The 24,096-nt window shown below is 71.0% G+C and carries 20 protein-coding genes; 11 read left to right on the top strand and 9 right to left on the bottom strand.

Annotated elements, in window-relative coordinates:
• The first annotated feature begins 196 nt into the window (after positions 1-196).
• Entirely contained in the window at positions 197-2,866 is a 2,670-nt protein-coding gene (locus DES41_RS37850) for a bifunctional diguanylate cyclase/phosphodiesterase (protein WP_170168233.1), read from the top strand.
• 3 nt (positions 2,867-2,869) lie between these two features.
• On the opposite strand, the gene DES41_RS19745 is transcribed toward DES41_RS37850, so the two are convergent.
• Together DES41_RS19745 and DES41_RS19740 are read right to left on the bottom strand one after the other, a co-directional pair.
• Positions 2,870-4,573, bottom strand: coding sequence for a phosphoethanolamine transferase (locus DES41_RS19745; protein WP_114469353.1), 1,704 nt, complete (start codon positions 4,571-4,573; stop codon positions 2,870-2,872).
• Positions 4,570-5,262: a phosphatase PAP2 family protein gene (locus DES41_RS19740; RefSeq protein ID WP_114469352.1), complete on the bottom strand. Its 693-nt coding sequence runs from the start codon at positions 5,260-5,262 to the stop codon at positions 4,570-4,572. The genes DES41_RS19745 and DES41_RS19740 overlap by 4 nt, the downstream gene beginning before the upstream one ends.
• Before the next feature lie 61 nt (positions 5,263-5,323).
• Between DES41_RS19740 and DES41_RS19735 the strand changes: the two genes are divergently transcribed.
• The 3 genes from DES41_RS19735 to DES41_RS39130 are packed head-to-tail and all read left to right on the top strand — an operon-like array spanning position 5,324 to position 7,769.
• Positions 5,324-6,010, top strand: coding sequence for a response regulator transcription factor (locus DES41_RS19735; RefSeq protein WP_114469548.1), 687 nt, complete (start codon positions 5,324-5,326; stop codon positions 6,008-6,010).
• Positions 6,007-7,362, top strand: a complete 1,356-nt coding sequence (locus DES41_RS39135) for a histidine kinase dimerization/phospho-acceptor domain-containing protein (protein WP_114469351.1) — start codon at positions 6,007-6,009, stop codon at positions 7,360-7,362. Before DES41_RS19735 ends, DES41_RS39135 begins: the two co-directional genes overlap by 4 nt.
• The gene (locus DES41_RS39130) at positions 7,359-7,769 is read left to right on the top strand and encodes a diacylglycerol kinase (RefSeq protein ID WP_245965784.1); all 411 of its coding nucleotides are present in this window, start codon (positions 7,359-7,361) and stop codon (positions 7,767-7,769) included. The genes DES41_RS39135 and DES41_RS39130 overlap by 4 nt, the downstream gene beginning before the upstream one ends.
• On the opposite strand, the gene DES41_RS19720 is transcribed toward DES41_RS39130, so the two are convergent.
• From DES41_RS19720 to DES41_RS19710, 3 genes are all read right to left on the bottom strand, one after another.
• Complete coding sequence (locus DES41_RS19720) at positions 7,766-8,179, bottom strand: DUF2845 domain-containing protein (RefSeq protein ID WP_114469547.1); 414 nt, start codon at positions 8,177-8,179, stop codon at positions 7,766-7,768. The genes DES41_RS39130 and DES41_RS19720 overlap by 4 nt on opposite strands.
• A 23-nt stretch (positions 8,180-8,202) precedes the next feature.
• A complete protein-coding gene (locus DES41_RS19715; protein WP_114469349.1) occupies positions 8,203-9,084 on the bottom strand; it encodes a DMT family transporter in 882 nt (293 codons plus the stop codon).
• Positions 9,085-9,244: 160 nt separating this feature from the next.
• On the bottom strand, positions 9,245-10,042 hold the full coding sequence (locus DES41_RS19710) for an IclR family transcriptional regulator (RefSeq protein WP_114469348.1): 798 nt from the start codon (positions 10,040-10,042) through the stop codon (positions 9,245-9,247).
• A gap of 89 nt (positions 10,043-10,131) precedes the next feature.
• Between DES41_RS19710 and DES41_RS19705 the strand changes: the two genes are divergently transcribed.
• From DES41_RS19705 to DES41_RS19675, 7 genes are all read left to right on the top strand, one after another.
• Entirely contained in the window at positions 10,132-11,127 is a 996-nt protein-coding gene (locus DES41_RS19705; RefSeq protein ID WP_114469347.1) for a tripartite tricarboxylate transporter substrate binding protein, read from the top strand.
• 28 nt (positions 11,128-11,155) lie between these two features.
• Positions 11,156-12,661: a class I adenylate-forming enzyme family protein gene (locus tag DES41_RS19700; protein WP_114469346.1), complete on the top strand. Its 1,506-nt coding sequence runs from the start codon at positions 11,156-11,158 to the stop codon at positions 12,659-12,661.
• Between the two features lie 17 nt (positions 12,662-12,678).
• Complete coding sequence (locus DES41_RS19695) at positions 12,679-13,461, top strand: citryl-CoA lyase (RefSeq protein ID WP_114469345.1); 783 nt, start codon at positions 12,679-12,681, stop codon at positions 13,459-13,461.
• Positions 13,458-14,288, top strand: coding sequence for an SDR family NAD(P)-dependent oxidoreductase (locus tag DES41_RS19690; protein ID WP_114469344.1), 831 nt, complete (start codon positions 13,458-13,460; stop codon positions 14,286-14,288). Before DES41_RS19695 ends, DES41_RS19690 begins: the two co-directional genes overlap by 4 nt.
• 218 nt (positions 14,289-14,506) lie before the next feature.
• The gene (locus DES41_RS19685; RefSeq protein WP_147282897.1) at positions 14,507-16,288 is read left to right on the top strand and encodes a caspase family protein; all 1,782 of its coding nucleotides are present in this window, start codon (positions 14,507-14,509) and stop codon (positions 16,286-16,288) included.
• Positions 16,285-17,625 (top strand): CHASE2 domain-containing protein, encoded by a 1,341-nt coding sequence (locus DES41_RS19680; protein WP_114469342.1) that lies wholly within the window; start codon positions 16,285-16,287, stop codon positions 17,623-17,625. Before DES41_RS19685 ends, DES41_RS19680 begins: the two co-directional genes overlap by 4 nt.
• Positions 17,626-17,648: 23 nt before the next feature.
• Entirely contained in the window at positions 17,649-18,467 is an 819-nt protein-coding gene (locus DES41_RS19675; RefSeq protein WP_114469341.1) for a hypothetical protein, read from the top strand.
• 75 nt (positions 18,468-18,542) lie between these two features.
• On the opposite strand, the gene DES41_RS19670 is transcribed toward DES41_RS19675, so the two are convergent.
• The 4 genes from DES41_RS19670 to DES41_RS19655 all read right to left on the bottom strand — a co-directional run bounded on the left by DES41_RS19670 (position 18,543) and on the right by DES41_RS19655 (position 23,938).
• Positions 18,543-19,904 (bottom strand): sigma-54-dependent transcriptional regulator, encoded by a 1,362-nt coding sequence (locus DES41_RS19670; protein ID WP_114469340.1) that lies wholly within the window; start codon positions 19,902-19,904, stop codon positions 18,543-18,545.
• Positions 19,901-21,778 carry a sensor histidine kinase gene (locus tag DES41_RS19665; protein WP_114469339.1) on the bottom strand — a complete coding sequence of 626 codons (1,878 nt, stop codon included), beginning with the start codon at positions 21,776-21,778 and terminating at the stop codon, positions 19,901-19,903. Before DES41_RS19665 ends, DES41_RS19670 begins: the two co-directional genes overlap by 4 nt.
• A 10-nt stretch (positions 21,779-21,788) precedes the next feature.
• Entirely contained in the window at positions 21,789-22,487 is a 699-nt protein-coding gene (locus DES41_RS19660) for a DUF6781 family protein (RefSeq protein WP_114469338.1), read from the bottom strand.
• A gap of 89 nt (positions 22,488-22,576) precedes the next feature.
• Positions 22,577-23,938: a dicarboxylate/amino acid:cation symporter gene (locus tag DES41_RS19655; RefSeq protein ID WP_114469337.1), complete on the bottom strand. Its 1,362-nt coding sequence runs from the start codon at positions 23,936-23,938 to the stop codon at positions 22,577-22,579.
• Positions 23,939-24,096 lie beyond the last annotated feature (158 nt).

Raw genomic sequence — 24,096 nt, 5'->3', positions numbered from 1 at the left:
AGGTTTTGCAAGTTCCGCACCATGCACCTTCCGCACGGGGGCGTTCGGGAACCGGCTGTCGGCCGGCCCGCCTGCGCGTCTGCGCTGCACAAAAGTCGAGCCGCTCTTTCCATCGCCGTGCCGGGCTTGCCTGCCTGGACAGGAGCGGCGCTGCCGGTCACCATCCACGGCCGCCCAGATGTGTGCGGGAGACACCTTGCATCTTCTTTCGTCCAGCGAAACATCCACCCTGAACGCACGCTTCTCCAGGCTGCTGCAGTGGGGCCTGCTGAGCACGGCCGTGGCATGCCTGGCATGGGGCGCGCTGTCCATCGCGGCCGACCGCCGCGAGGTGCAGGCGCAGGTCGAGCGCAACAACATCGAACTGGCGGCCTCGCTGCGCATCCACGTCGACCAGGTGCTGGACCAGACCGCCTTCAGCCTGCGCGGCATCCGCGACGACTTGCAAGAACAGCGCAGCGTGGTGCCCGCGTCTGCGCAAGCGGCCCCAGATGCCGTGCTGGCGGCGATGCGCAACGCCATGCGCTACGACCCGGTGTCGGCCGTGTTGTTCGTGCGCGAGCCGGGTGGCCAGGTCTACACCGTGGGGCGGGAAGGCCGCGCCGCGCCGGAACTCGCGGCGCAGATCCTGCAGCTCACCCTGCCCGCCGGGAACGCAGAGCCCGCCCTGCTGGCGCCGGTGCAGCGCCAGCGCGGCGAGCACGATCTGCCCATGGTGCTGCCCGTTGGCGATGCCACCGGCCGCGTGGTCGGCGCCCTGATTCCCCTGGGTGCCCTGCATGGCCAGCACGCAGCGAGCGCCGCAGGGGCCCACAGCGGCAGCGGCCTCTACCTGAAGGACGGCACCGGGCTCACCCGCTCGGCCCACGCGGATCGGGTGCGTGGCAAGCGCGTCCCCGAGGCGATCCGGCTGTCCGAGCACGCTGCCGCACAGCCGCAGGGCGCTTTCGACGTGCCGGGCTTCGGAGGGCACATGCTGTCGGTCGGCTACCAGCGCTCCGAGCGCTACCCGTTCATCGCCGCCAGTGGCGTGCGACATGCGGTGTACCTGGCACCGTGGCAGCAGCGCAGCGCCGGCAAGGTGGCCATGCTCACGCTGGGCCTGGCGGCGCTGGCATGGTTCGCGCGCAGCCTGCTCCGGCTCAATGCGGCGCTGGTTTCCAGCGGGGCCACCTACCGCCGGCTGTTCCAGGACATCTCCGACGCCGTGTTGCTGACGACGGAGAGCGGCACGGTGGCGGGCCTGAACGACGCGGCGACAGCCCTGCTCGGCGTGCCGGACAAGGCCCAGGCCATCGGCCACGACCTGCGCGCCTTCTACCGCGTGCTGCATGCCGACCAGGAGCTCGCACGCCCCTTTGCCCGCGTACGGGCCGGCGAGCACCTGCGCTTCGGGCTGACGGTGCAGGCACTGCGCAACCGGCAGCAGATCGACATCGACGTGCGCCTGGGCCGCATCGACGCCGGCGGGCGCCGCCTGCTGATGTACACCATCCGGGACGTGTCGGCGGAACGGCGCCATGTGCGCCAGCAGGAGTACCTGGCCAGCCACGACGTGCTGACCGGCCTGCCCAACCGGCACCTGTTGCTGCGCACGCTGGACCGGCGCATCGAAGAGCAGCCGGGCGAACAGGTGCACCTCGTGGTGATCAACCTGCTGCGCTTTCGCGAAGTCAACGAGAGCTTCGGCCCGCGCCAGGGCGACACCGTCCTGGAGGTCTGCGCGCAGCGGCTGGCCAAGGCGCTGGCCCCGCTGCACTGGACCCTGTTCCGCGCGAGCGGCTGCGATTTCGCGGCGCTGGGCACCGGGGTGCATGGCCTGCCGGCCCTGGAGGGCTTGTGCAGCCGCATCTTCACCGTGCTGCGCGAGCCGATCACCGTGGCCGACGCATCCGTGGAACTGCAGGCGCGCATCGGCTCGGCACTGTTCCCCGAGGACGCGCTGGACGCCAGCGAGCTGCTGCGCTGCGCGGCCATCGCCGTGCTGCAGTCACCGCCATCGGTCAACCGATGGACGCCCTACTCCCGCGTGCTGGACCAGGCGCCCGGCCGCAACCTGAAACTGCGGGCCGAGCTGGGCACCGCGATCCGCACCGGGCAGCTGCAGCTGTTCTACCAGCCCAAGCTGGGCCTGGAGGACCGCAGCGTCGTCGGCGCCGAGGCCCTGCTGCGCTGGCACCACGCCGAACGCGGCTGGATCTCGCCCGGGGAGTTCATCCCGCTGGCCGAGAGCACCGAACTGATCCACCCGCTCACGCGCTGGGTGCTGGCCGAGGCCATCGAGCAGATCCATGCGTGGTCCGCGGCCGGATCGCCGCTGGCAGTGGCCGTCAACGTGAGCGCGAACAACCTGCGCGACCCCGACTTCACCGGTCATGTGAAGGCCCTGCTCTCGCGCCGCGGCATTGCGCCCGGCCTGCTGGAATTGGAGGTGACGGAAGGTGCGTTGGCGCACAACCCGGAGATCGTGCTGCGGCGCCTGCAGGAGCTGCGCGACTTCGGGATCGGCCTGTCGCTGGACGACTTCGGCACCGGCTTTTCCAGCCTGGCCTATGTGCGCCAGTTCCCGTTCACCTCGATCAAGATCGACCGCAGCTTCGTCGACGCGATGCTCGACAGTCCGCGGGACTGGCAGGTGACCAAGAGCACCATCACGCTGGGCCGCGAGCTGGGTCTGACGACCGTCGCCGAAGGGGTGGAGAACGACCAGACGGCGATCGAACTGCTGGCGCTGGAGTGCGACATCGGCCAGGGCTACCTGTTCGGCCGGCCCATGCCGGCGGCCGACTTCGACGGCTGGCGGCGCGGGCATGCCGAGCGACACGCCCACGCAGGTGCTCTCGCACGCGGCGCCGTCGCCGGCTGAGCGCTACCCACCGGACGGCACGGCGTGTTGCCGCGCCGCAGCCTGGCGCGGCAAGCGGCCGGCCCAGTTGGCGTCCTGCCGGCAAGGTGCATAGGCGTCCTGGGCGATGCGGTAGATGTGCGTGGAGACATCCATGAGCCCCAGCACCGAATGGAAGTAGTCGTCGTGCGACACCCGCGCGTCGGCGCGGCCGCGCAGGCAGCTGTCCGACAGGGCCGCGGCCTGCGCAAAGCCCGGCGACAGCCAGGTGATCCAGGGCACGTGCTTTTGCACATCGGGCGCGATCGCGTAGGGCATGCCGTGCAGGTACAGGTTGTTCTCGCCCAGCGATTCGCCGTGGTCGGACACGTACATCAGCGCGTTGTCCGTGCCCGTGGGGTTGCGCCGCAGCCAGGCGATGGCCTCGCCCAGGAACTGGTCGGTGTAGGCGATGGAGTTGTCATAGGCGTTGCGCAGCTGCTCGGGGTCGCAATCCTGCAGCGCATTGCTGGTGCACTCGGGCAGGAAGCGCTTGGCCGAGGCCGGCGAGCGGTGCGCGTAAGCCGGGCCGTGGCTGCCCATCTGGTGCAGCACCACCACGGTGCCGCGCGCGCGGCGTGCCGGGTCCAGCGCGGCCAGGCGCGCGTCCAGCTGCTCCAGCATGGCGCCGTCCAGGCATTCGCCGCCGCTGCACAGCTTGCTGGCGGCGGTGGTGTCGGTGGCGCCGTTCGGCACACGGTCGCACACGCCCTTGCAGCCGGACTGGTTGTCCAGCCACAGCACGGCCAGGCCGGCGCGCTGCAACACGTCCAGCAGGGTTTCGTAGTTGCCGTTGCGGCGGAGGTACTCCTCGCGCGGCAGGTGCGAGAACATGCACGGCAGCGATTCGGCCGTGCTGGTGCCGCAGGACCAGGCGTTGCGGAAACTCAGCACCTGCTCGCGCTCCAGCGCCGGCGTGGTGGGCCGCGCGTAGCCGTTCAGGCCGAAGTGGTCGCTGCGCGCCGTCTCGCCCAGCACCAGCAGCAAGAGGCGCGGCCGCGCGGCACTGCCGGTGGGCGATGCCAGGGCCAGTTGGGCGTCCTCGCCCAGCGGCTGCAGCGGGCCGGCCTCGTGCTGGAACGGCCGCGCCGCGAGCCGCGCGACCGACACCACGCTGGACACCGGGTTGACGAGATAGCGCAAGTCCTTGTTGTTGCGGCTGGCCGAGGCCAGCGGCTGGAACATGGCCAGCACCAGCGCGGCCAAGGCCAGCAGTGCCGCCAGCGAGAACGCGGGGTTGCGCCAGAGCTGGCGCTGCAGGCCGCCATAGGCCACGGGCTGGCGCCAGATGAGCCAGGCCGGCAGCGCGGCCAGCACCAGCACGCCGGCCAGCAGCTGCCAGTTCAGCAGCGCGCCGGCCTCGCGCCAGTCGGTCTGCATGGCGTTGACCAGCATGCCGGGGTCGATCAGCGTGCCGTAGCTGGCCATGAAATGCCGCGCCAGCGCCGTGCTGAACAGCAGCAGCACGAGCGTGGGCTTGAGCGTGGGGCGCCAGGCGAAGAGGCCCAGCAGCGCGGCCAGCAGCGCCCAGATCGCCAGCCACAGCGCGGCGCCGAAGGCCAGGCCGCGGCTGCCCGCGAGCAGGTTCAATTCCGTGAGGCGCTGCCACAGCGCGCCGTTGCCCACCAGGGTCATCCAGAGGCTGGCGGCCAGCACCAGCCACAGTGCAGAAATCGGACGGCGTGTCATGCGGCGGCTCCTTGCAGGTTCTTGCGCGCATGCGCGAAAGCGAGATCGACACCCCAGCCGACTGCGGCGCAGATCCACGCCGTCCACAGCGTGTGGCTCATGAAATGGGCGCCGCGCAGCTGCTGCGCCAGGCCCAGCACCAGGCCTGCGGCGATGGCCAGGACCAGCCAGGCGGCCGCCAGGCGCGGCAGGTCGCGCCGCAGCGCGAACCAGCCGGCGACGAAGGCAAAGCCGGCGCTGGCATGGCCGGCCGGAAAGCAGCGGCCCGCGCCGCCATCGCTGTGCTGCCAACCGAGCCAGTGCGACTGGTAGCGGGCCACGCCGCCAAAGGCCGCCAGGTCCCAAGGGCAGCTGGTGTGGCTGCCCGACTTGACCAGCGCCACCATGCCCGTGGCCAGCAGGCCCGACAGCGCCAGCTGCAGCCGCCGTGCGAATGGCAGCCGGCGCAGCGGCCCGACCGGCCAGGCCACGCCCAGGCACAGCAGCAGGCCCAGCGCCCAGGCCAGCTGGCGGGCGCCGTCGTGCAGCACGTGGGTCAGCCACCAGTTGCCTTTCAGCGCGAAGCCGGCGGGGCCTCCCATGTGTTCGGCCAGTGCCATGTCCCAGCCGCCCGCATCCCACAGGAGCGGCAGCGCGAGCAGGGCCAGCACCACGGTGCCTGGTCCTCGGAGTCCTTGTCGATCGTGCATGCCGCCAGCATTCCGCCGGTCACTTAAGGAACCCTTAAGAGCCGTCGGCACAATGGCGGCCATGCGTGTTCTTGTGGTGGAAGACGATCCGGGCATCGCCCAGGGCCTGCGCCTGACGCTGGGCCAGCACGGCTGGGCCGTCGATTGCGTGGGCGGCCTGGAGGCCGCCTGGTCGGCGCTGCGCGTGGAGGCCTTCGACGCGGTGCTGCTCGACCTGGGCCTGCCCGACGGCGACGGCGCCACGCTGCTGCAGCGGCTGCGCCAGGCTGCGCCGGGCCGCCAACCCGACCCCGCCACGCCCGTCCTCATCATGACGGCGCGCGACCAGGTGGCCTCGCGCATCACCGGCCTGGACATGGGCGCCGACGACTACCTGAGCAAGCCCTTCGACGCGCACGAACTCGCAGCGCGCCTGCGCGCCGTGTGCCGCCGCGCCGCCGGCCGGCCGCAGCCGCTGCTGCGCCACGGCACGCTGGAAGTGGACCCGGCGGCGCGCCAGGTGCGCCAGGACGGCCGCGGGGTGGAGCTGTCCACGCGCGAGTTCGGCGTGCTGCTCACGCTGCTGCAGGCCAGCCCGCGGGTGCTCTCGCGCCAGCAGATCGAGGCCAGCCTGTACACCTTCGACCAGGCGCTGGAGAGCAACGCCATCGAGGTCCATGTGCACCACCTGCGCAAAAAGCTCGGCGATGGCCTGATCCAGACCATGCGCGGCGTCGGTTACTTCGTGCCCGAGGAAACACGCCCGTGACGGGCCGGCCCTCGCTGCAGCGCCAGCTGCTGGCCTGGACGCTGGGGGCGCTGGTCGCGGTCTGGTCGGTGTTCATGCTGGTGGGCTACCACACGGGCGTGGAGGAGTCGGACGAACTGACCGACGGCCACCTGGCCAGCGTGGCCTCGCTGCTGCTGTCGCAGTCCGGCACGGCGTTCGAGGAGCAACGCCCCGATGCCGCCGCCCTGGGTGTGGCGCCGAACCTGAAGGCGCACGACTACCAGCAATCGCTGAGCGTGGCGATCTGGGACGAGCGTGGCAAGCTGCTCAGCCGCACCGGCCCGGCGCCCTTGCTCGCCTTCGAGACACCCGAGGGATTCGCCACGCTGCAGCTCGGTGAGCCGGCGCAGGCCTGGCGCGTCTTCGTGCGTGGGGACAACCTGGGCCAGGTGCGCAAGGTCGCCGTGCTGCTCAGCGTGCAGGAGCGCGACGATCTGGCCGACGACATCGCCGAGCAGGTCGCCACGCCGGGACTGTGGCTGCTGCCCATCGTCACGCTGGTGCTCACGCTGGCCGTGCGGCGCGGCCTGCGGCCCCTGCTGGACCTGAGTGCGCGCGTGCGGGCGATGGACATCCACCAGGCCGGCCGGCTGCAGGCGCCGCCGCATGCGGAGTTCCAGGCCATGGTGGCGGCCATCGAGACGCTGGGCAGCCGCTACCAGACCGCACTGGCGCACGAGCGCGAACTGGCCGACACCTTCGCGCACGAGCTGCGCACGCCGCTGGCCTCGCTGCGCCTGCACGCCACCTCGCTGCGCGGCACGCTGACGCCCGGGCAGCGCCAGGCCGCGCTGGCGCAGATCGAGACCGATGCCGCGCGCACCGCAGCCATCATGGACGACCTGCTGGCCCTGGCCCGGGCCGGCCGCGCCCAGCTGGCCGAGGCCGCGCAGCCGCTGGACCTGGCCGCGCTGGCGCGCCGCATCGCCGCCGAGCAGGCGCAGGATGCGTTCGAGGGCGCACACGAGCTGGCGGTCGAGGCGCCGGCCGAATGCATGGTGCACGGCCACCCGGTGCTGCTGGAGATCGCGCTGCGCAACCTGGTCGCCAATGCGCTGGGCCACACGCCGCCAGGCACCGCCGTGGAAATCCGGGTGCTGGCCGCCCCAGCCACGCTGCAGGTGCGCGACAACGCCGCCAGCCTGCTGCACCCGAGCGACCACCGCCGCAGCGGCTCCGTGCTGGGCCTGGGGCTGGGCCACCAGGTCGTGCGGCGCGTGGCCGCCGTGCATGGCGGCAGCTTCGGCACCACCGGGCCAGACGCCGACGGCTGGCGCTGCGACACACTCACGCTGGGCAATGCGTCCGGCCACAACATCCTCCCACCGTGACCCCAGACCGCCCCACCCAGTCCGATCCCACTTTCGACAACCCGCACAAGCGGCGCCACGGCCTGGTGCGCCTGTGGCATGCGCTGCGCCATTCGTTCGATGGCCTGCGCGCGGGCTGGGCCGAGAAGGCATTCCGGCTCGAAGCCCAGCTCTCGCTGGTGCTGCTGCCGCTGGCCTTCTGGCTGGGCCGCAGCTGGGTCGAGGTGGCGCTGCTGGTGGGCAGCGTGGTCGCGGTGCTGGTGGTGGAACTGCTCAACACGGCCGTCGAATCGGCCATCGACCGGGTCGGTCCGCAATGGCACGCGCTGTCCAAGCGCGCCAAGGATCTGGGCAGCGCAGCCGTGCTGCTGGCCCTGCTGCTGTGCGGCGGGGTCTGGGTGGCGGCGCTGGTGGCGCGCTTCGGCTAGCGCAGGCGCGCGCCGTCGCGCACTGATTCGATCGCGCCGTTGTACAGGCGCACGATGCCCAGGAAGTTGCCGGGGCCGCGGTCGTAGGTCCACTCCTCCATCGGCACGCACTGGTTGGCCAGCACGGCGCCGGGGCCGTCGCTGCGGTAGGGCAGCACGATCCAGCCCAGCTGCAGCATCGGCACGCAGACCGGCTGGCGGTACACCGGCTCGCCGCACTTGTGCAGCAGCGCCACGGGGGAGTCGCCCTTGCCCACCAGCTGGCCATCGCAGCGCAGCGACTGCGACGCCTCGGCGTCCGGTGCGGCGAGCGTCGCGGCGGCGAGGCAGCACCAGGCCACCGCCAGGCGGACCGGGCGCGGAATGTGCAGGCGCGCGATGTGCAGGCGCGGGGTGTGCGGGCACGGCATGGCCACGAGCATACCGCTCGCGATCAGCGCCGCGCGCGCCAGCCCAGCAGCTCGTTGCCGACCAGGGCGAGGATCACCAGCGCGCCGCCCACCAGCACCGAAGGGCCGGGCTGCTCGCCCGCGCCCAACCAGGCCAGCGCGATGCCGAAGATCACCTCCAGCAGCGCCAGCAGCGAGACCTCGGGCGCGGCCAGCACGCGCGCGCAGCGCACCGCCAGCACGCAGGGAATGGCCAGCTGCACCACGCCCAACAGCGCCAGCAGGCCGATGTCGTGCGGCGTGGCGGTGAGCGGCAGCGCCGCCGGCAGCGTGCTCAGCGAGGACAGCAGCGCGCCCACCAGCACGGCGGGCACCAGGTCGAGGTCGCGGCCGGCCGCATGGCTGCGCTGCACCACGGTCCAGTTCACGGCGGCGGCCACGGGCACGCACAGCGCAACCAGCGTGCCGGTCAGCACGCCGGCACCGCCTGCGCCCAGCTGCGTGCCATACATCCAGGCGATGCCGATGCCGGCCAGCACGATGGCCCCCCAGGTGCGCGGCGCCAGCCGGTGGCCCAGGGCGAAGCGCGCCACCAGCGCTGTGAACAGCGGCCCCAGCGCCATGGTCACCAGCACGTTGGCCACGCTGGTCAGCGTCAGCGCGAGCATGAAGGCGGTGAACATCACGCTCCAGCACAGGCCCGAGATCCACAGCGCCCAGCCCGCGGCGCGCATGCGCGCCAGCAGCGTGCGGCCCTGCAGCAGCGGCAGCAGCACGGCCAGCGCCACGAGCGTGAAGAAGCTGCGCCAGAAGGTGACCTCGAAGCCCTCGGCCGCCTGCAGCTGGCGTGTGACGACGCCGGCGATCGACCACATCAGCGTGACCAGGACCATCAGGAACAGCGCGCGCGTGTGTGTGAGATGCATGTGTGGTGCTTGTCTTGTCTCCGGGGCCGGCCATTGTGCGGGTTGCCGCGGGGCCGGCGCGGCGGCGGACCTTCGCCGCACGACCACCGCAGCGCTGCGCACGGCACGCGCCGGATGGCGCCGCCACGGTATCGCTGGCCACGGCCCGGGCAGCCGGCCCTCAGGCTGCCAGCGGCGCCAGCGCCTCGCGCATGGTGCGCGCCACGAGCTGCTGGCGCTCGCGCGGCATGCGCGCCAGCGTGCTGGCCAGGCTGATGGCGGCCACCGGCTCGCCGCGCGCGTCGCGCACGGCCATGCCCACGGCCAGCACGTTGCGCGTGGCGTGGTTGCCGATCACGGACCAGCCGCGCTCGCGCGTGGCGCGCACGAGCAGGTGCAGGCGCTCGGCCGTCATGCCACCATAGGCGCCCAGCTGAGGCGCGTTGGCCGCGACGATCTGCTGCACCTGGGCGTCCGGCAATGCCGCCAGCAGCGCCAGCCCGGCCGCACCCACGCCCAGCGGCTGGCGCGTGCCGACCTGGATGACGAGCACCTGCACCGGATGCGCGCCGACCTCGCGCGCGATGCAGTGCGAATGCGGGCCGTCGCGCACGATGGCGAAGGCGGCGTCGCCGAAGGCCGCACTGACGCGGGCCAGCACCGGCTGCAGCCGCACCGCCATGTTGGGCTGGCCGGGCGCCGCCGCCGCCGCCCCGCCGAGCCGCGGCCCGGGCACATAGCGGAAGCGGCCCGCTGCGGCCACGTAGCCGGCTGCCTGCAGCGTGGCCAGCAGCCGGTGCACGGTGGCGCGCTCCAGCGCGCAGGCCCGGCACAGGTCGACCACGCGCAGGCCGTCGGGGCCGGCATCGAGCACCGCATCGAGCAGTTGCAGGCCGCGCCGCAGCGCGCGTGCGCCGCCGGCGTCGGCGGACACAACGTCCGCAGAGTGGACGTTCTGGTTCGTGCTGGGGCGGGCCATGGCGAAGAATTCGGGCGGTCGGGAGCGATGCCGCGCAGTGTGCCCCAGCGCCGGCACGGCGCCCCGCCGATCACCCACCAGGAGACAACATGACCGACCGCAGCCCGTCCTGCCACCCTTCACGCCGCCGCCTGCTGGCCCTTGCCGCCGGCCTGGCTTGCGCTGGCGCCCTTCCCGCCCACGCGGAGACCTGGCCTGCCAAGCCCGTGCGCCTCGTGGTCGGCTATGCCGCGGGCGGCGCCACCGACGTGGTCGCCCGACTGGTGGGCCAGAAGATGGGCGAGCAGCTCGGCCAGCCCATGCTCGTGGACAACCGCACCGGTGCCAACAGCAATGTCGGCGCCGAACTCGTGGCGCGCGCACCGGCCGACGGCTACACGCTCTACGTCTACACCATCGCCAACACCATCAACGCCTCGCTGTACGGCAAGCTGGGCTACGACCCGCGCAAGGACTTCGAACCCATCGGCCTGATGGCCAAGATCCCCAACATCCTGGTCGTGCACCCGGCCCTGCCGGTGAAGACGGTGGACGACTACCAACGCTTCGCGAAATCCTCCAAGGGCGGCATCACCTTCGCCTCCTCGGGCAGCGGCTCGTCCATCCACCTGTCGGGCGAGATGTTCAAGATGCAGACCGGCCTGAACATGCTGCACGTGCCCTACCGCGGCAGCGCGCCGGCCGTGACCGACCTGCTGGGCGGCCAGGTGCAGTCCATGTTCGACAACGCACCCTCGGCCCTGCCCCATGTGCAGGCCGGCAAGCTGCGCGCCGTCGCTGTGACCAGCGCGCAGCGCCTGCCCATGCTACCCGATGTGCCGACGCTGGCCGAGTCCGGCTTTCCGGGCCTGGACGTCCAGTCCTGGTTCGGCCTGGCCGCGCCGGCCGGCACCCCGGCCCCCGTCATCGCCCGCCTCAACACCGCGCTCAACCAGGCGCTGGAGGCGCCCGAGGTGAAGAAGCGGCTGCAGGACCTGGCGGCCACGCCGGCGCCCGGCACGCCAGCGCAGATGCGCGCCTTCGCCGAGGCCGAGATCACGCGCTGGCAGGCCGTCGTCAAGGCCTCGGGCGCCTCGGTCGAATGAACCCGTCCACCCCGCACTGAACCACGCCATGTACCCGATCGACTTCTTCTGGCGCGCCGCCACCCGCTGGCCAACGCGCACCGCCATCGACGCGCCCGAGGGCACTGTCAGCTACGCCGAACTGGCCGCTCACGTGCGCGCGCTGGCAGCCGGGCTCCACGCCATCGACCCCAGCCCGCAGAGTCGGGTGGGCATCTGCGCGCACAACAGCGTGGCCCACATCGCCGCGCTGCTGGCCGTGCTGGCCAGCGGCAAGGTCTGGGTGCCGCTGAACCCCAAGAGCACGCAGCCGGAACTGCGCCGCCTGGTCGACGCGACCGAGCCCAGCATCCTGGTGCTGGATGCCGACTGCGCCGGCCTGCTCGCAGGCGCGCCCGGCCAGCGGCTGTGGACCGGCAGCGCGCCGGCCGGCGAGGACAACGTGGCCGCGCTGCTCGCCCGCCATGCCGGCGCGCCGCAGCCGGTGATCGACCTGCCGGGCGATGCCACCCAGGCCATCAAGTTCACGGGCGGCACCACGGGTGCGCCCAAGGGGGTGATGCAGCCCTACCGCGCGTGGATGGCCAACATCGCCAACCAGATCCACTGCTGGGGCTTCGACCAGGACACGCGCTATGTGGTGGCCGCTCCCGTCACGCACGGCACCTCCACCTACCTGCTGCCCATCCTGGCCCAGGGCGGCTGCCATGTGCTGCTGGACGGCAGCGGCGCGGAGGCCGTGCGCCAGGCCTTCCGCACGCGCGGCGGCACGGTGGCCTTCATGCCGCCCACGCTGGTCTACATGCTGATGGCGCTGCCGGGCGCCAGCCGCGCCGACTTCCCGCGGCTGCGCCGGCTGATCTACGGTGGCGCGCCGATGCCGCCCGAGAAGATCCGCGAGGTGCGCGCATTCTTCGGCCCGGTGCTGGCCACCACCTACGGCCAGACCGAGGCGCCGCAGATCCTGACCGTGCTGCAGCCGGAGGACTTCGCCGACGAGCGCAACTGGGCCTCGGTGGGCCGCACGGCCTGGTTCAGCGACGTGGCCATCATGGCGCCGGACGGCCGGCTGCTGCCCAGCGGAGAAGTGGGCGAGGTGGTCGCGCGCGGCGACCTGCTGATGACCGGCTACTGGCGCCTGCCCGAGAAGACCGCCGAGACGCTGGTGGACGGCTGGCTGCACACGGGCGACCGCGGACTCATCGACGAACGCGGCATGCTCTACCTCAAGGACCGCCTCAAGGACATGGTCATCACGGGCGGTTTCAACGTCTACCCGATCGAGGTGGAGAACGCGCTGGGCCAGCACCCGGCCGTGCACGAGTGCGCGGTGTTCGGCGTGCCCGACGACAAGTGGGGCGAGGCCGTGCAGGCCGCCGTGCAACTGCGCCCGGAGCGGCAGGCGAGCGAGGCCGAACTCACGGCCTTCGTGCGCGAACGGCTGGGCCCGGTGGCCACGCCCAAGCGCATCCATTTCCACACCAGCCTGCCGCGCTCGCCGGTCGGCAAGGTGCTCAAGAACGCCGTGCGCGACCTCGCACTGGCGGCCGGTTGATTCCCAAGGAGACCCCCATGAAGACCAGCAAGACCCCCGAAACCCGGTTGTGCACGCACACGCTGACCAGCCTGCACTACGGCGACGCCAACCTCGTCGAAGACCTGATGGGCCAACGCAGCTTCACCGAGGTGATGCTGATGCAGATCCTGCAGCGCCCGCCGCGCCCGGTGGACATGCGCATCTGCGACGTGGTGCTGATCGTGCTCATGGAGCACGGCCTCACGCCCAGCGCCATCGCCACGCGCCTGGTCTACATGAGCGCGCCGGAGAACCTGCAGGGCGCCGTCGCCGCGGGCCTGCTGGCCGTGGGCAGCTCCTTCGTCGGCACCATGGAGAACTGCGCGCCGCTGCTCGAGCGCATCGCCGCCGCGGCCGACCCGGATGCCGAGGCGCTGCAGATCGCCAAGCACCACAAGCAGACCGGCAGCGCCGTGCCGGGCTTCGGCCACCACCTGCACAAGCCGGTGGACCCGCGCGCCTACAAGCTGCTGGAACTGGGCCGCGCCGAGCCGGAACTCAAGGGCGACCGCATCCGTGCGCTGCAGACCCTCTCCAAGGCGGTGGACGAGGTCGCCGGCCGGCCCATCACCATCAACGCGACCGGTGCCGTGGCCGCGCTGCTGGGCGAGATCGGCGTGCCGACCAACGTGATGCGCGGCTTCGCCGTGATCTCGCGCGCGGCCGGCCTGGTGGCCCACATCGTCGAGGAGCAGCAAAGCCCTTCGGGCCGCTTCATCTGGGACACGGTGGAGCACGCCATCCCCTTCGTGGGCAAGGCGCCGGAAAGCGCGGCATGACAGCCGGCGAGCGCCCTGCCGCGGCCCTGCCCCTGGACCTGGGCGGGCGCGTGGTGTTCGTCGCCGGCGGCGGCTCGGCCGGACCGGGCTGGAGCATCGGCCGCGCCTCCTGCCTGACCTACGCGCGGCTGGGCGCGCGGGTCTGCGTGGCCGACCGCGACGCCGATTCGGCAGCCGAGACCACGGCGCTGATCCGCGCCGAGGGCGGAGAGGCCGAGACGCTGGTGGGCGACGTGGCGGTGGAGGCCGACGTGGTGCGCCTGTTCGCGCAGGCCCGCGCGCGCTTCGGCCCCATCGACGCGCTGCACCACAACGTGGGCATCGGCAAGACCGGCGGCCCGATGGAGACCAGCGCCGAGGATTTCGACCGCATCCACGCCGTCAACGTGCGCAGCCTGCTGCTGTGCGCGCAGCAGGTGCTGCCGGCCATGGCCGAGCGCGGGCGCGGGGCGCTGGTGGCGATTTCCTCGGTGGCCGGCATGCGCTACGTGGGCTACCCGCACCTGGGCTACAGCGTGACGAAGGCGGCCGTCACGCAGTTCACGCGCATGGTGGCGCAGCAGTACGCGGGCCAGGGCATCCGCGCCAATACCGTGGTGCCGGGGCTGATCGACACGCCGCGCATCGCCGGCACGGTGGCGAAGATGTTCAGCGACAGCAGCCTGGACGAGGCGCGCGCCGCCCGCGCGCGCCAGGTGCCCATGCAGCGCATGGGTACGGCCTGGGACGTGGCCCATGCCTGCGCCTTCCTGCTGTCGGACGCGGCGGCCTACGTGACCGGCACGGAGCTGGTCGTAGACGGTGGCCTGACCGGCAAGTACAGCTGAACGCCGTGACCGGCCAAGGCGGCAGCTGTGCTATCGCCCGCGCGGCTGCCGCTGGCCTCCTGGCCGGGGCGCGGCTGAGTCGCGGCTGCGGCGGCGCTGGCCGCGCCTTGGCGATGGCATGCGCGCACTGGCACGTGGCATCTTTCACACATTCAGCAATTGTCAAGAAGCGGCTACAGAAACCGTATACATTCAGTGCGAGCTAGGGAGGAAAAACATTGACAACTCGTGCCCATCGACGGTTCTACAAGGCTGCGCGCCTGATGACGCTGTCAGCTTTCGTATGCGGCTCCGCGACCCTTTTGGGGGGTTGTTTGGCAATATCGGACGCCATTGCGCCGAAGGTGACCTTCAAACAGCCTGCGAGGAGCGCAGAGGCCAGCGCCTTGCGCTCGGTCATCATCCTTGCCGATAGCGCTGAAGTCTCCCAGCAGATGAGCATGGGCCTGGAGTCGGAGATGAGCAAGTTGCGCGTCGACGAGCGCCCCTACTACACGACGGCCAAGCTAGGGCAACGCATCACCGCGCAGCCATCCGATGCGCAACTCAGTGCCATGGCGCGCAGCGCAGGGGTTGACGCTGTGGTGGTGGTGACCGGCGGTGGGAGCTCCGTCACTGCCACGCAGAGCACGGAAGACCGCTACTCATGCGCTGTGAATGTCAAGCTGTTCAAATCCTGCCCCAAGGACCAGTCCAGGACGACCAAGATGGCCTGCACGACCACGCTGGGCTCTGCGGCGGCGAGGGTCCGGATCGTCCGCGCCGTGGATGCGCGCTCGGTCTTTGTCGATGTCGTCAACGGCCAGGCCAAGCACTACCGCTGCAATGACCAGGACATCCCCCAGGCCGACCGGCGACAGATCGCCTACGACGCCGTTGTCAGCGCCACCACCGCGACGATGCAAATCCTCGCGCCGTCCTATGTCCAGGGTCCGCTGGACCTCATGAAGGCCGATGCTGGCTTGCCGGCCGAAGTCCTCAAGCGTTTCGACGCCGCCAGCGAATTCGCGAAGGCCAAACGGCTTGACGAGGCGTGCAGCCGGTTCGAGGAACTGTATACCGACTACAAGGAGTCCACGGCACTGACCTTCAATGTCGCGTTCTGCCATGAGGTGCGCGGCGACATGCTGCGGGCCAACCAGGCCTACAAGCGGGCGTCCGAGCTGGCCAATGCACCGGATGCCCAGATCGATCGTCGCCTGACGCTCACCGAGAAGGCCTTGCGCGAGAACCCCGCGGTGTTCATGCCCGCCAATCCGAACGCCGCGGCGACGCAGGCCCCTGCTGGCAAGGTGGCAGCCTCAGGCAACGGCCGTCGCGTGGCGCTGGTGATCGGCAATGCGCGCTACCAACGCAGCGCGCTGGTCAACCCCGTGAACGACGCCCGCCTGGTCGGTGAGCGCCTCAAGCGCATCGGTTTCGATGTCGTGACGCTGGAGAACCTTGATTCGGCAAGGTTCGGTGCGGCCACCCGCGACTTCGGTGCCCGCGCCAAGGGCGCCGAGATCGCCCTGTTCTACTACGCCGGCCATGCGCTGCAGGCGGATGGCGAGAACTTCCTGATGCCGGTCGACAACGCCAAGATGCGCACCATGGAGGATGTGCGGGACGGCGGCGGAGTGCAACTGGCGGCAGTCGTTGCACAACTCGACGTGGCCGCGCCGGCGGTCAAGCTGCTGGTGGTCGACGCTTGCAGAGACAACCCGCTTCCCTCGGCCAACCGCAGCCTTGCCGGTGGCGGACTGGCCCCTGTGAAGCAGCCGCCGGAAGGCGGCCTGATCGCCTTCGCGACAGCTCCAGGCCGGACCGCCGAAGATGGCACCGGCAAGAACAGCGTGTTCAGCAAGCACTTCGCCGACCAGCTGATGGTGGCCAACCAGACCGTCGAGCAACTGTTCAAGCGTGTCCGAGCCGCGGTCAAGAGCGAAACCAAGAACCGGCAGGAGCCGACAGAAATCAGCTCGCTCGTGGGTGACGTGGTGCTGGCGACCTCCAAATGAGCGGGTCGCCGCGCGCGCACCCCGCGCAAGCCGGCAAGCCCTGGACTGGTCGCGGCTTCGCCGTCCTGCACCATGCGCTGGCGGCCGGTGTGATGGCGTCGGCCATGCTCGGGATGGAGCACTTCCACGCGCTGGATTGGCTCGACGCCGTGATGCTGCAGGTCGTGACGCCACGCAGTGCACAGCCGGCCAGTGCCAGGCCGGCGAATCTGCCGCAGCTGCTGCTGATCGATGAGCCGACCTATGCGGACACCTTCGACCTGCAGTCGCCACTGAAGCGCGACAAGCTCGCGCAAGTCGTCGGCGACGCGCTGGCGGCCAAACCAGCGGTGCTGCTGATCGACTTGCAGCTGGAGCCCTCCGTGGGTGAGCCAGCCGAGCGTCCGCTGGACGATCTGCTGCGCAATGCGAAGGCTGCCGGCACGCGCGTGGTGCTGCCCCTGCCCGAGGCGCGCACGCCCGAGCTGGACCGCCAAGCCATCGCATGGATGCGAGGCCTGTGCAAAGCCCAGGTGCACTTCGGACTGGCCCAGGTGCGCTCGCATTTCGGCACCGTCGTGCGCTTCGATGCCGACCCCGCCACGATGGCCCGGCTCGGCACCGGCGACGGGGCAGCCAACCCCCTGTGCGAGGCGGCGGCACTGACGCAGGACCTGCCCGCAGTCTGGCAGATGTTCGCCAGCCCATCGCGTTCCATGGGCACCAGCGCGCCCCTCCATCCCGACGCGGTCCGCGCGGTGGTGCAACAGGCCATCCCGTGGAGGGCGCAGTCGGCCCGCCTGCAGCTGCAACAGCTGCGGCCCACCGTCATCGTGCTGGGCGGCGCCTACGACAACCGCGACAGCTTCCTGACGTCAGCCATGGACCGCGCCGTTCCCGGTGCGGCGATCCACGCGTCGACGATCGCCAGCGAGGGCGCGGTCACCAGCTCTCATGCCGCCGGCTGGTTGCTGGACCTGGGGCTCGGTACCTTGCTGGGCTTTCTGTTCGAGGCCCTGTGGAAACTGGTACGCCGGATCCGGACGTGCAGCGACAGGCTGACCCTGCGCTTTGTGCTGCTCGCCTGGCTACGGGTCGCGGCGGCCAGCGGCATCTGGTTGCTGGCAATCGGCGTCGCGCTGGGACTGATGGCGACGATGGGCCGACTGGTCGAGTGCGGCATGTGGCTCAACCCAGGGCCTGTCGTGCTGGGCATGTTGCTGCATGCCCTGTTGCTTAAGGATTCCACCGCCACACACGATCCCGTCTCCTGGCGCGAATACACGCACCACAGTCCATCCTGGCCCTTGCAGGCCGCCTGCGTCGCAGCAGCGCTGGCCTATTTGATGTCCCACTGACCGCCATCGGAGAGTTCCGCGCCATGCACTTTGTTCCGCTCTTTCGCCCTGCAGCCCTGCTTGCGCTGCTCGTCGCGCCGACGCTGGCCACGGCGACGGCATGCATCTACCGCGGCAGCGACGCTTCCGCGCGTGTCATCAACCGGTCCGGGGAGATCTCGACGCCTTTCCCGGACGCGCTTTCGGCGGCCGATTGCCGACGCCTGCGGGTGGCGTCGGGTTCGGTCGTGGTCCATGTCCTCAGCGCAGACCGCAGCGCGATCACGTCGCGCGTGGTTGGCGCGGACGGCGGCAGCCTGGCTGCGGCATCGTCCGCCGGCTCCGGCGTGAACCCGGGCGAGTCGGCCGGCCTGTTCCGCCAGGTCGCCGTGGTGCTGGAAGGCTTGCAGCGCGTCAAGACCGGCTCGTCGCGCAGTGGCGAAGGTGATTTCCTGCTGGCCGCGCTGCCTAGCCACAAGCTGGCGGCACCGGCCGACGATCTGCGCATCGTGCTCGGCCCGGCGCCGGACGCGAACCTGGCAAGCTTCGAGTTGCTGGTCGATGGCAAGTTGGTCCATCGCCAGCGGGGCGCCAGCCAGGAGATCCGCCTGCCCGCGGCCAGCCTCAAGCCGGGCGCACAGGCCAGTTGGCGGCTGAGCTACGCGGGCCAGCAGCACGAGGGGCGGTTCAGCATCGAGCCGCCCGGCGCGCTCGCAGACCTGCAGACACGCCTGGCCCAGGAGTCCGCGGCCGGTGCAGACGCGATGACGACGCGCCTTCAGCTTGCAGCCGGCCTGCAGCAGGAGGGCTTCGAATGGGATGCGCGTGAACTGCTCAAGGCGAGTTTGACCAACAGGGATTGAGACTGCCTCGCGCGTCGCCGACACCGCCTGCATGGCCCGAACAGTCGTTTGACCGGCAGGGCTGTCAACGCACTGCTACTCGCCGGCCCGGTAGGTCGCCGCGTCCAGGCGCAGCCGCTTGAGCTTGTCGTACAGCGTCTGCTTGGCGATGCCCAGTCCGAGTGCCGTGGCGCCCACGTCGCCGTGCGCGCGACGCAGACCCTCGGACACCAGCACGCGCTCGATCTGCTCGAGCTGCTCGGGCAGGCTGCTGGCCGGCGCGCTCTCGCCCAGCAGCCGCGCCTGCTCCTCGCCCATGAGGCCCAGCACGTAGCGGTCGGCCACGTTGCGCAGCTCGCGCACATTGCCGGGCCAGGTATGGGCCATCAGCACCGTGAGGATCTCGGACGTGACCAGCGCGGCCGGCAGCTCGTAGCGGCGCGCGGCCTGCAGCACGAAGTGCTCGAACAGCAGCGGGATGTCCTCGCGCCGCTCGCGCAGCGGCGGCAGCGCGATGAAGGCCACGCCGAGCCGGTAGTACAGGTCGCTGCGAAAGCGCCCCTGCTCGGAGGCCAGGCGCAGGTCTTCCTTGCTGGCGGCGATCACGCGGCAGTCCACCGGCACGGGCTGGTTGGAGCCCAGGCGCTCGATGCTGCGGTCCTGCAGCGCGCGCAGCAGCTTGGCCTGCACGGTCAGCGGCATGCCCTCGATCTCGTCCAGGAACAGGGTGCCGCCGTGCGCGTACTCGAACTTGCCGATGCGCCGGCGCGTGGCGCCCGTGAAGGCACCGGCCTCGTGGCCGAAGATCTCGCTGTCCACCAGCGACTCGGGCAGGCCGGCGCAGTTGACAGGCACGAAGTGGGCTTGGCGGCGCGCGCTGTGCTCGTGCAGGCAGCGCGCCACGAGGTCCTTGCCGGTGCCGGTCTCGCCGTAGAGCACCACGTCGGCCGGGGCGGCGGCCAGCGTGCGCACCAGCGCGCGCACGCGCTGCATCGCGGCCGAGCGGCCCAGCAGCGCGGCCTGGATGCCGGGCCAGCTTTCCAGCTGGCGCTTGAGCGAGGCCACCTCCAGCGCCAGCTGGCGCTTGTCGGCCGCGCGGCGCACCACGGCGGCGAGCTGCTCGGAGCTGCAGGGCTTCTCGATGAAGTCGTAGGCGCCCTCGCGCATGGCCTGCACGGCCATGGCGATGTCGCCGTGGCCGGTGATCAGCACCACCGGCAGCTCGGCATCGAGCCGGCGCAGTTCGGCCTGCCATTCCACGCCGCTGGTGCCGGGCAGGCGCACGTCGCTGACCACCACGGCCGGCATGCCGGCCGCGACGAAGGGCCGCGCAGCCTCGACCGACTCGAATCCCTGCACGGCGAAGCCCGCCAGTTCCAGCGCCTGGGCGCTGCCGGCGCGCACGTCTTCGTCGTCCTCGACGAAGACCACGCGGATCGGATGCGGTTCAGCCGTCATGGCGCATCGGCACGCCGCAGCGGCAGGTCGATGACGAACTCGGCGCCGGTGGGTGCCAGGTTGTGCGCGCTGAGCGTGCCGCCGAACTCCCGCACGAGGTGGGCGGAGACCATGAGGCCCAGGCCCATGCCCTTGCCGGCGGGCTTGGTGGTGATGAAGGGCTGGAACATGCGGGCGAGGATCGTGTCCGGAATCAGGGGCCCATTGTTGCGGATCGCGACGCGCGCGCGGCCGCCTGCCACCGTGGCCGCCACGTCGATGCGGCGCGCCCCGGGCCAGCCCTGCAGTGCGTCGATGGCATTGCCCAGCAGGTTGGCCAGCACCTGTTCCATGCGGCTTTCGTCGCCGGCCACGGCCAGCGTGGCGGGCAGGCCCTCCAGCGAGAGCACGATCCCGCCTTCCTGGAGGCGCGGCGCGAGCTGCTGCTGCAGCTCCTGCACCAGGCGCAGCAGTTCGACGCTGCCGACGATGTCGGCCGGCTTGCTCGCGAACAGCCGCAGCTGCGAGGACAGGCGCTTGAGCCGGCCCACGAGCCGGCCGATGCGGGCGAGGTTGTCGCGCGCCTCGTCGAGCCGGTTGCGCTGGATCAGCTGGTCGGCGTTGTCAGAGACGGTCTGCAGCGCGGCCAGCGGCTGGTTGAGTTCGTGCACCAGCCCGGCCGACAGCTGGCCCAGTACCGCCAGTTTGCCGGCGTGCACGAGTTCGTCCTGCGCGGCCTGCAGGGCCGCCGTGCGCTCTGCCACCTTGCGTTCCAGTGCATCGTGGGCGCGCTGCAGCGCGGCGCGGCTGGCCAGGTGCTGGCGGACTGCGCGGCGGCGCGCACCGAGCAAGGCGCCTGCGGCCAGCAGCAAGGCCATCGCCAGTGCCGCGCTGAAGGCCCAGTTGCGCGCGCTGGCGCGCACGGCCGCCTCGTCGTCGAGCAGGATCAGCTGCCAGCGACCCTGGTGCACCTGGCGCGTGCTGGCCAGCCAGGGCCTGCCATCGACCCGCACGCGGCGGGCTTGCCCGTCGCTGTGCGTTCCGCGGGCTTGCCCGTCGCTCTGCGCTCCGGAGGCTTGCCCCTCGCTCTGCGTCCGGCGGGCCTGGCCATCGCCCTCCGCGCGGTCGCGCCAGCCCAGGGGCTCCAGCGAGCTTGGCCCGTAGCGGCGGGCGGCGGCGGCCTCGGCGCGGGCCTCCTCCGTCAGCGCCACCAGCGGGCGCCAGCGCCAGTCGTCGCGACTCGAAAGGATGGCGACCTGGTGCTCGTCCACCACGAGCACGGGCCCGGGCAGCTGGCGCCATTCCTGCTCCATGCCGGCGAGGTCGACCTTGACGGTGGCCAGGCCCAGGGCGGTGCCCTGCGAGGGCAGCGCGTACGACAGGTAGTAGCCGGCACGCGCCGTCGTCACGCCCAGCCCGTAGAAGTGGCCGCGGCCGGAGGCCAGCGCGTCGCGCACATAGGGCCGGTACGACAAGTCGCGCCCGTATGGCGTGCCCGGCAGCGCGAAGTCGGCCGCGGCGATGGCGGTGCCTCCGCGGTCGACGAGGTACAGGTTGTCGGAACCGGCGATGGCGTTGAGCGACTGCAGGTACAGGTTGACGCCGTAGGCGCGCTGGCCGTCTGCGGGATGCGCGAAGAACTGCATGACCTCGGGAGAGGTCTCCAGCAACGAGGGCAGGAAGTCGAAGCGTGCGAGTTGCGCATCGAGCCGCGCGGCCGCCACCTCGAGCCGCTGAGCCGCCACCTGCTCCAGCGCCGCCAGGCCCTGGTGCATGGCGAGCCAGCTGCCGGCCCAAGCGGCCAGGCCGATCAGCAGCGCGGCGGTGGCGCTGCGGGCGGCCAGGCGCGCGGTCAGGCGCTGTGCGCGCTCTGGCTGGGCCGGACTGTCCGCCATCGCGCTCCCGTCAGCGGCTCTTGCGCGCTGGCGGCGGCTTGGCCGCGCTGGCCGGTGCCGCGCCCATGGCTTCGGACATGCCGATCAGCACGCCGCTGACCAGCGTGGCGTAGTGGTCCATGAACGCCTGGGCCGCACGCTGGTTGAAGGCACGGCCTTCGCGCGCTGCCGCCTGGGCCTTGGCCAGCAGTTGCTCCACGGCTTCGCTCGCGGCCTGGCCGGTGGCGCTGTCGCCCTGGCCGAACAGCATCAGGGCCTGGGCCCAGGCGCCCTGCATCGGCGCCAGCGCGGTGTTGCTGGTGGCCTTGCGCATGGTCTGGAACACCATGTCTTCCATCTTCTCGATGTCGTCCATGGCCTTCTTGACCTGCTTCTCGCGCACGTCCAGGCCCTGGTCCAGCAGCTGCTGCAAGGCGCGCTGGCTGGCATGGACGGCCTGGCGCACCGCATCGTCGACACCGGCCACGGTCTGCGCGAGCATCGCATCGATGTCCACGCCATGGGTGTTGCGCGCCGCGCCCTGGGCCGCGGCCTCGGTCACGGACTTGACCACGTCCTTGATCGCCTTGAGCGTGAGCTCGCGCTGCTGCAGCGCCTTGAGCGTGGTGTCGTGCACGGCCTGGCGCAGGGCCTGCGCCTGCTGGTTGGTGGCCTGCTCGTACTGGGCGATCAAGGCTTCGGTGTCGATGCCGGTCTTGCTGCTTGCCATGGCTTGTCTCCTGGTGCAAAGGACGGATGCGGACGCCGGCCCCGGCGCCCTGCCCCCATCTTGCACCAAGTCGTGCGCAGTTCTGGCGATCAGGCCCGCGCGTTGCCCGCGGATTGCGCCGAGGCCGGCATGTGGTGTTCCACGGCATCGAGCACGGCTTCGGGGCTGTCCGACTCGGCCGGCGTCTCGTTGTTCAGCACCGCCTGCATGCGCGCGGTGTCCAGGTCGCCGGTCCACTTGCCCACCACCACGGTGGCCACGCCGTTGCCGATCAGGTTGGTCAGCGCGCGTGCCTCGGACATGAAGCGGTCGATGCCCAGGATCAGCGCCAGGCCGGCCACCGGCACATGGCCCACGGCCGACAGCGTGGCCGCCAGCACGATGAAGCCCGAGCCGGTGACGCCGGCGGCGCCCTTGCTCGTGAGCAGCAGCACCAGCAGCAGCGTGATCTGGTGCGTGATGTCCAGCGGCGTGTTGGTGGCCTGGGCGATGAACACGGCGGCCATGGTCAGGTAGATCGAGGTGCCGTCCAGGTTGAACGAGTAGCCGGTCGGCACGACCAGGCCCACCGTGGACTTGCGCACGCCCAGGTTCTCCAGCTTGGCCATGATGCGCGGCAGCACCGACTCGCTGGACGAGGTGCCCAGCACGATCAGCAGTTCTTCCTTGATGTACTTGATGAACTTCCAGACCGAGAAGCCGTGCGCCTTGGCAATGGTGCCGAGCACCACGAAGATGAAGAACAGGCAGGTGGCATAGAACGTGGCCATCAGCTGGCCCAGCTGCACCAGCGAGCCCAGGCCGTACTTGCCGATGGTGAACGCCATGGCACCGAAGGCGCCGATGGGCGCGACCTTCATGATGTAGCCGACGATCACGAACAGCACGTGCGAGAACTTCTCGATGAAGTCGAACACCAGCGTGCCGCGGCCACCGAAGCGGTGCAGCGCGAAGCCGAACATCACCGAGAACAGCAGCACCTGCAGGATCTCGCCCTTGGCGAAGGCGTCGACCACCGTGTTGGGGATCACGTGCAGCAGGAAGTCCACCGTGCCCTGCATCTGGCCGGGCTGGGTGTAGGCCGCGATGGCCTTGGTGTCGAGCTGGCTCACATCCACGTTCATGCCCGCCCCGGGCTTGACGAGGTTGATGATGACCAGACCGACGATGAGCGCGATGGAGCTGACGATCTCAAAGTACAGCAGCGCATAGCCACCGGTCTTGCCGACGCGCTTCATGTCCTCCATGCCGGCGATGCCGACCACCACCGTGCAGAAGATGATGGGCGCGATGACCATCTTGATCAGCTTGATGAAGCCGTCGCCCAGCGGCTTCATGGCGGCGCCCGTGTCCGGGTAGAAGTGCCCGAGCAGCACGCCGACCACGATGGCCGTGATGACCTGGAAGTACAGGGAGCGGTAGAACGGACGGGGCTTGGCGACTGGATCCATGGCTTGTCTCTTTGGGTGGAGAAAGAAGCCACTTCGCAATGCGCGTGCCACCTTGCGCCGTGCGGCAAGCCGTTGATTCACAAGGAAATCCGATCACGCCTGCGCGCCGGCGCTCCGGCCTTCCAGACGCGCAAGCAAAACGGCCTCTGGAGATCCAG

The organism is Pseudorhodoferax soli (assembly GCF_003337555.1).
GTDB classification, from domain to species: domain Bacteria; phylum Pseudomonadota; class Gammaproteobacteria; order Burkholderiales; family Burkholderiaceae_C; genus Pseudorhodoferax; species Pseudorhodoferax soli.
The sequence above is the reverse complement of the archived record's forward strand: the minus strand, read 5'-3'. Positions and strand labels throughout refer to the sequence as shown.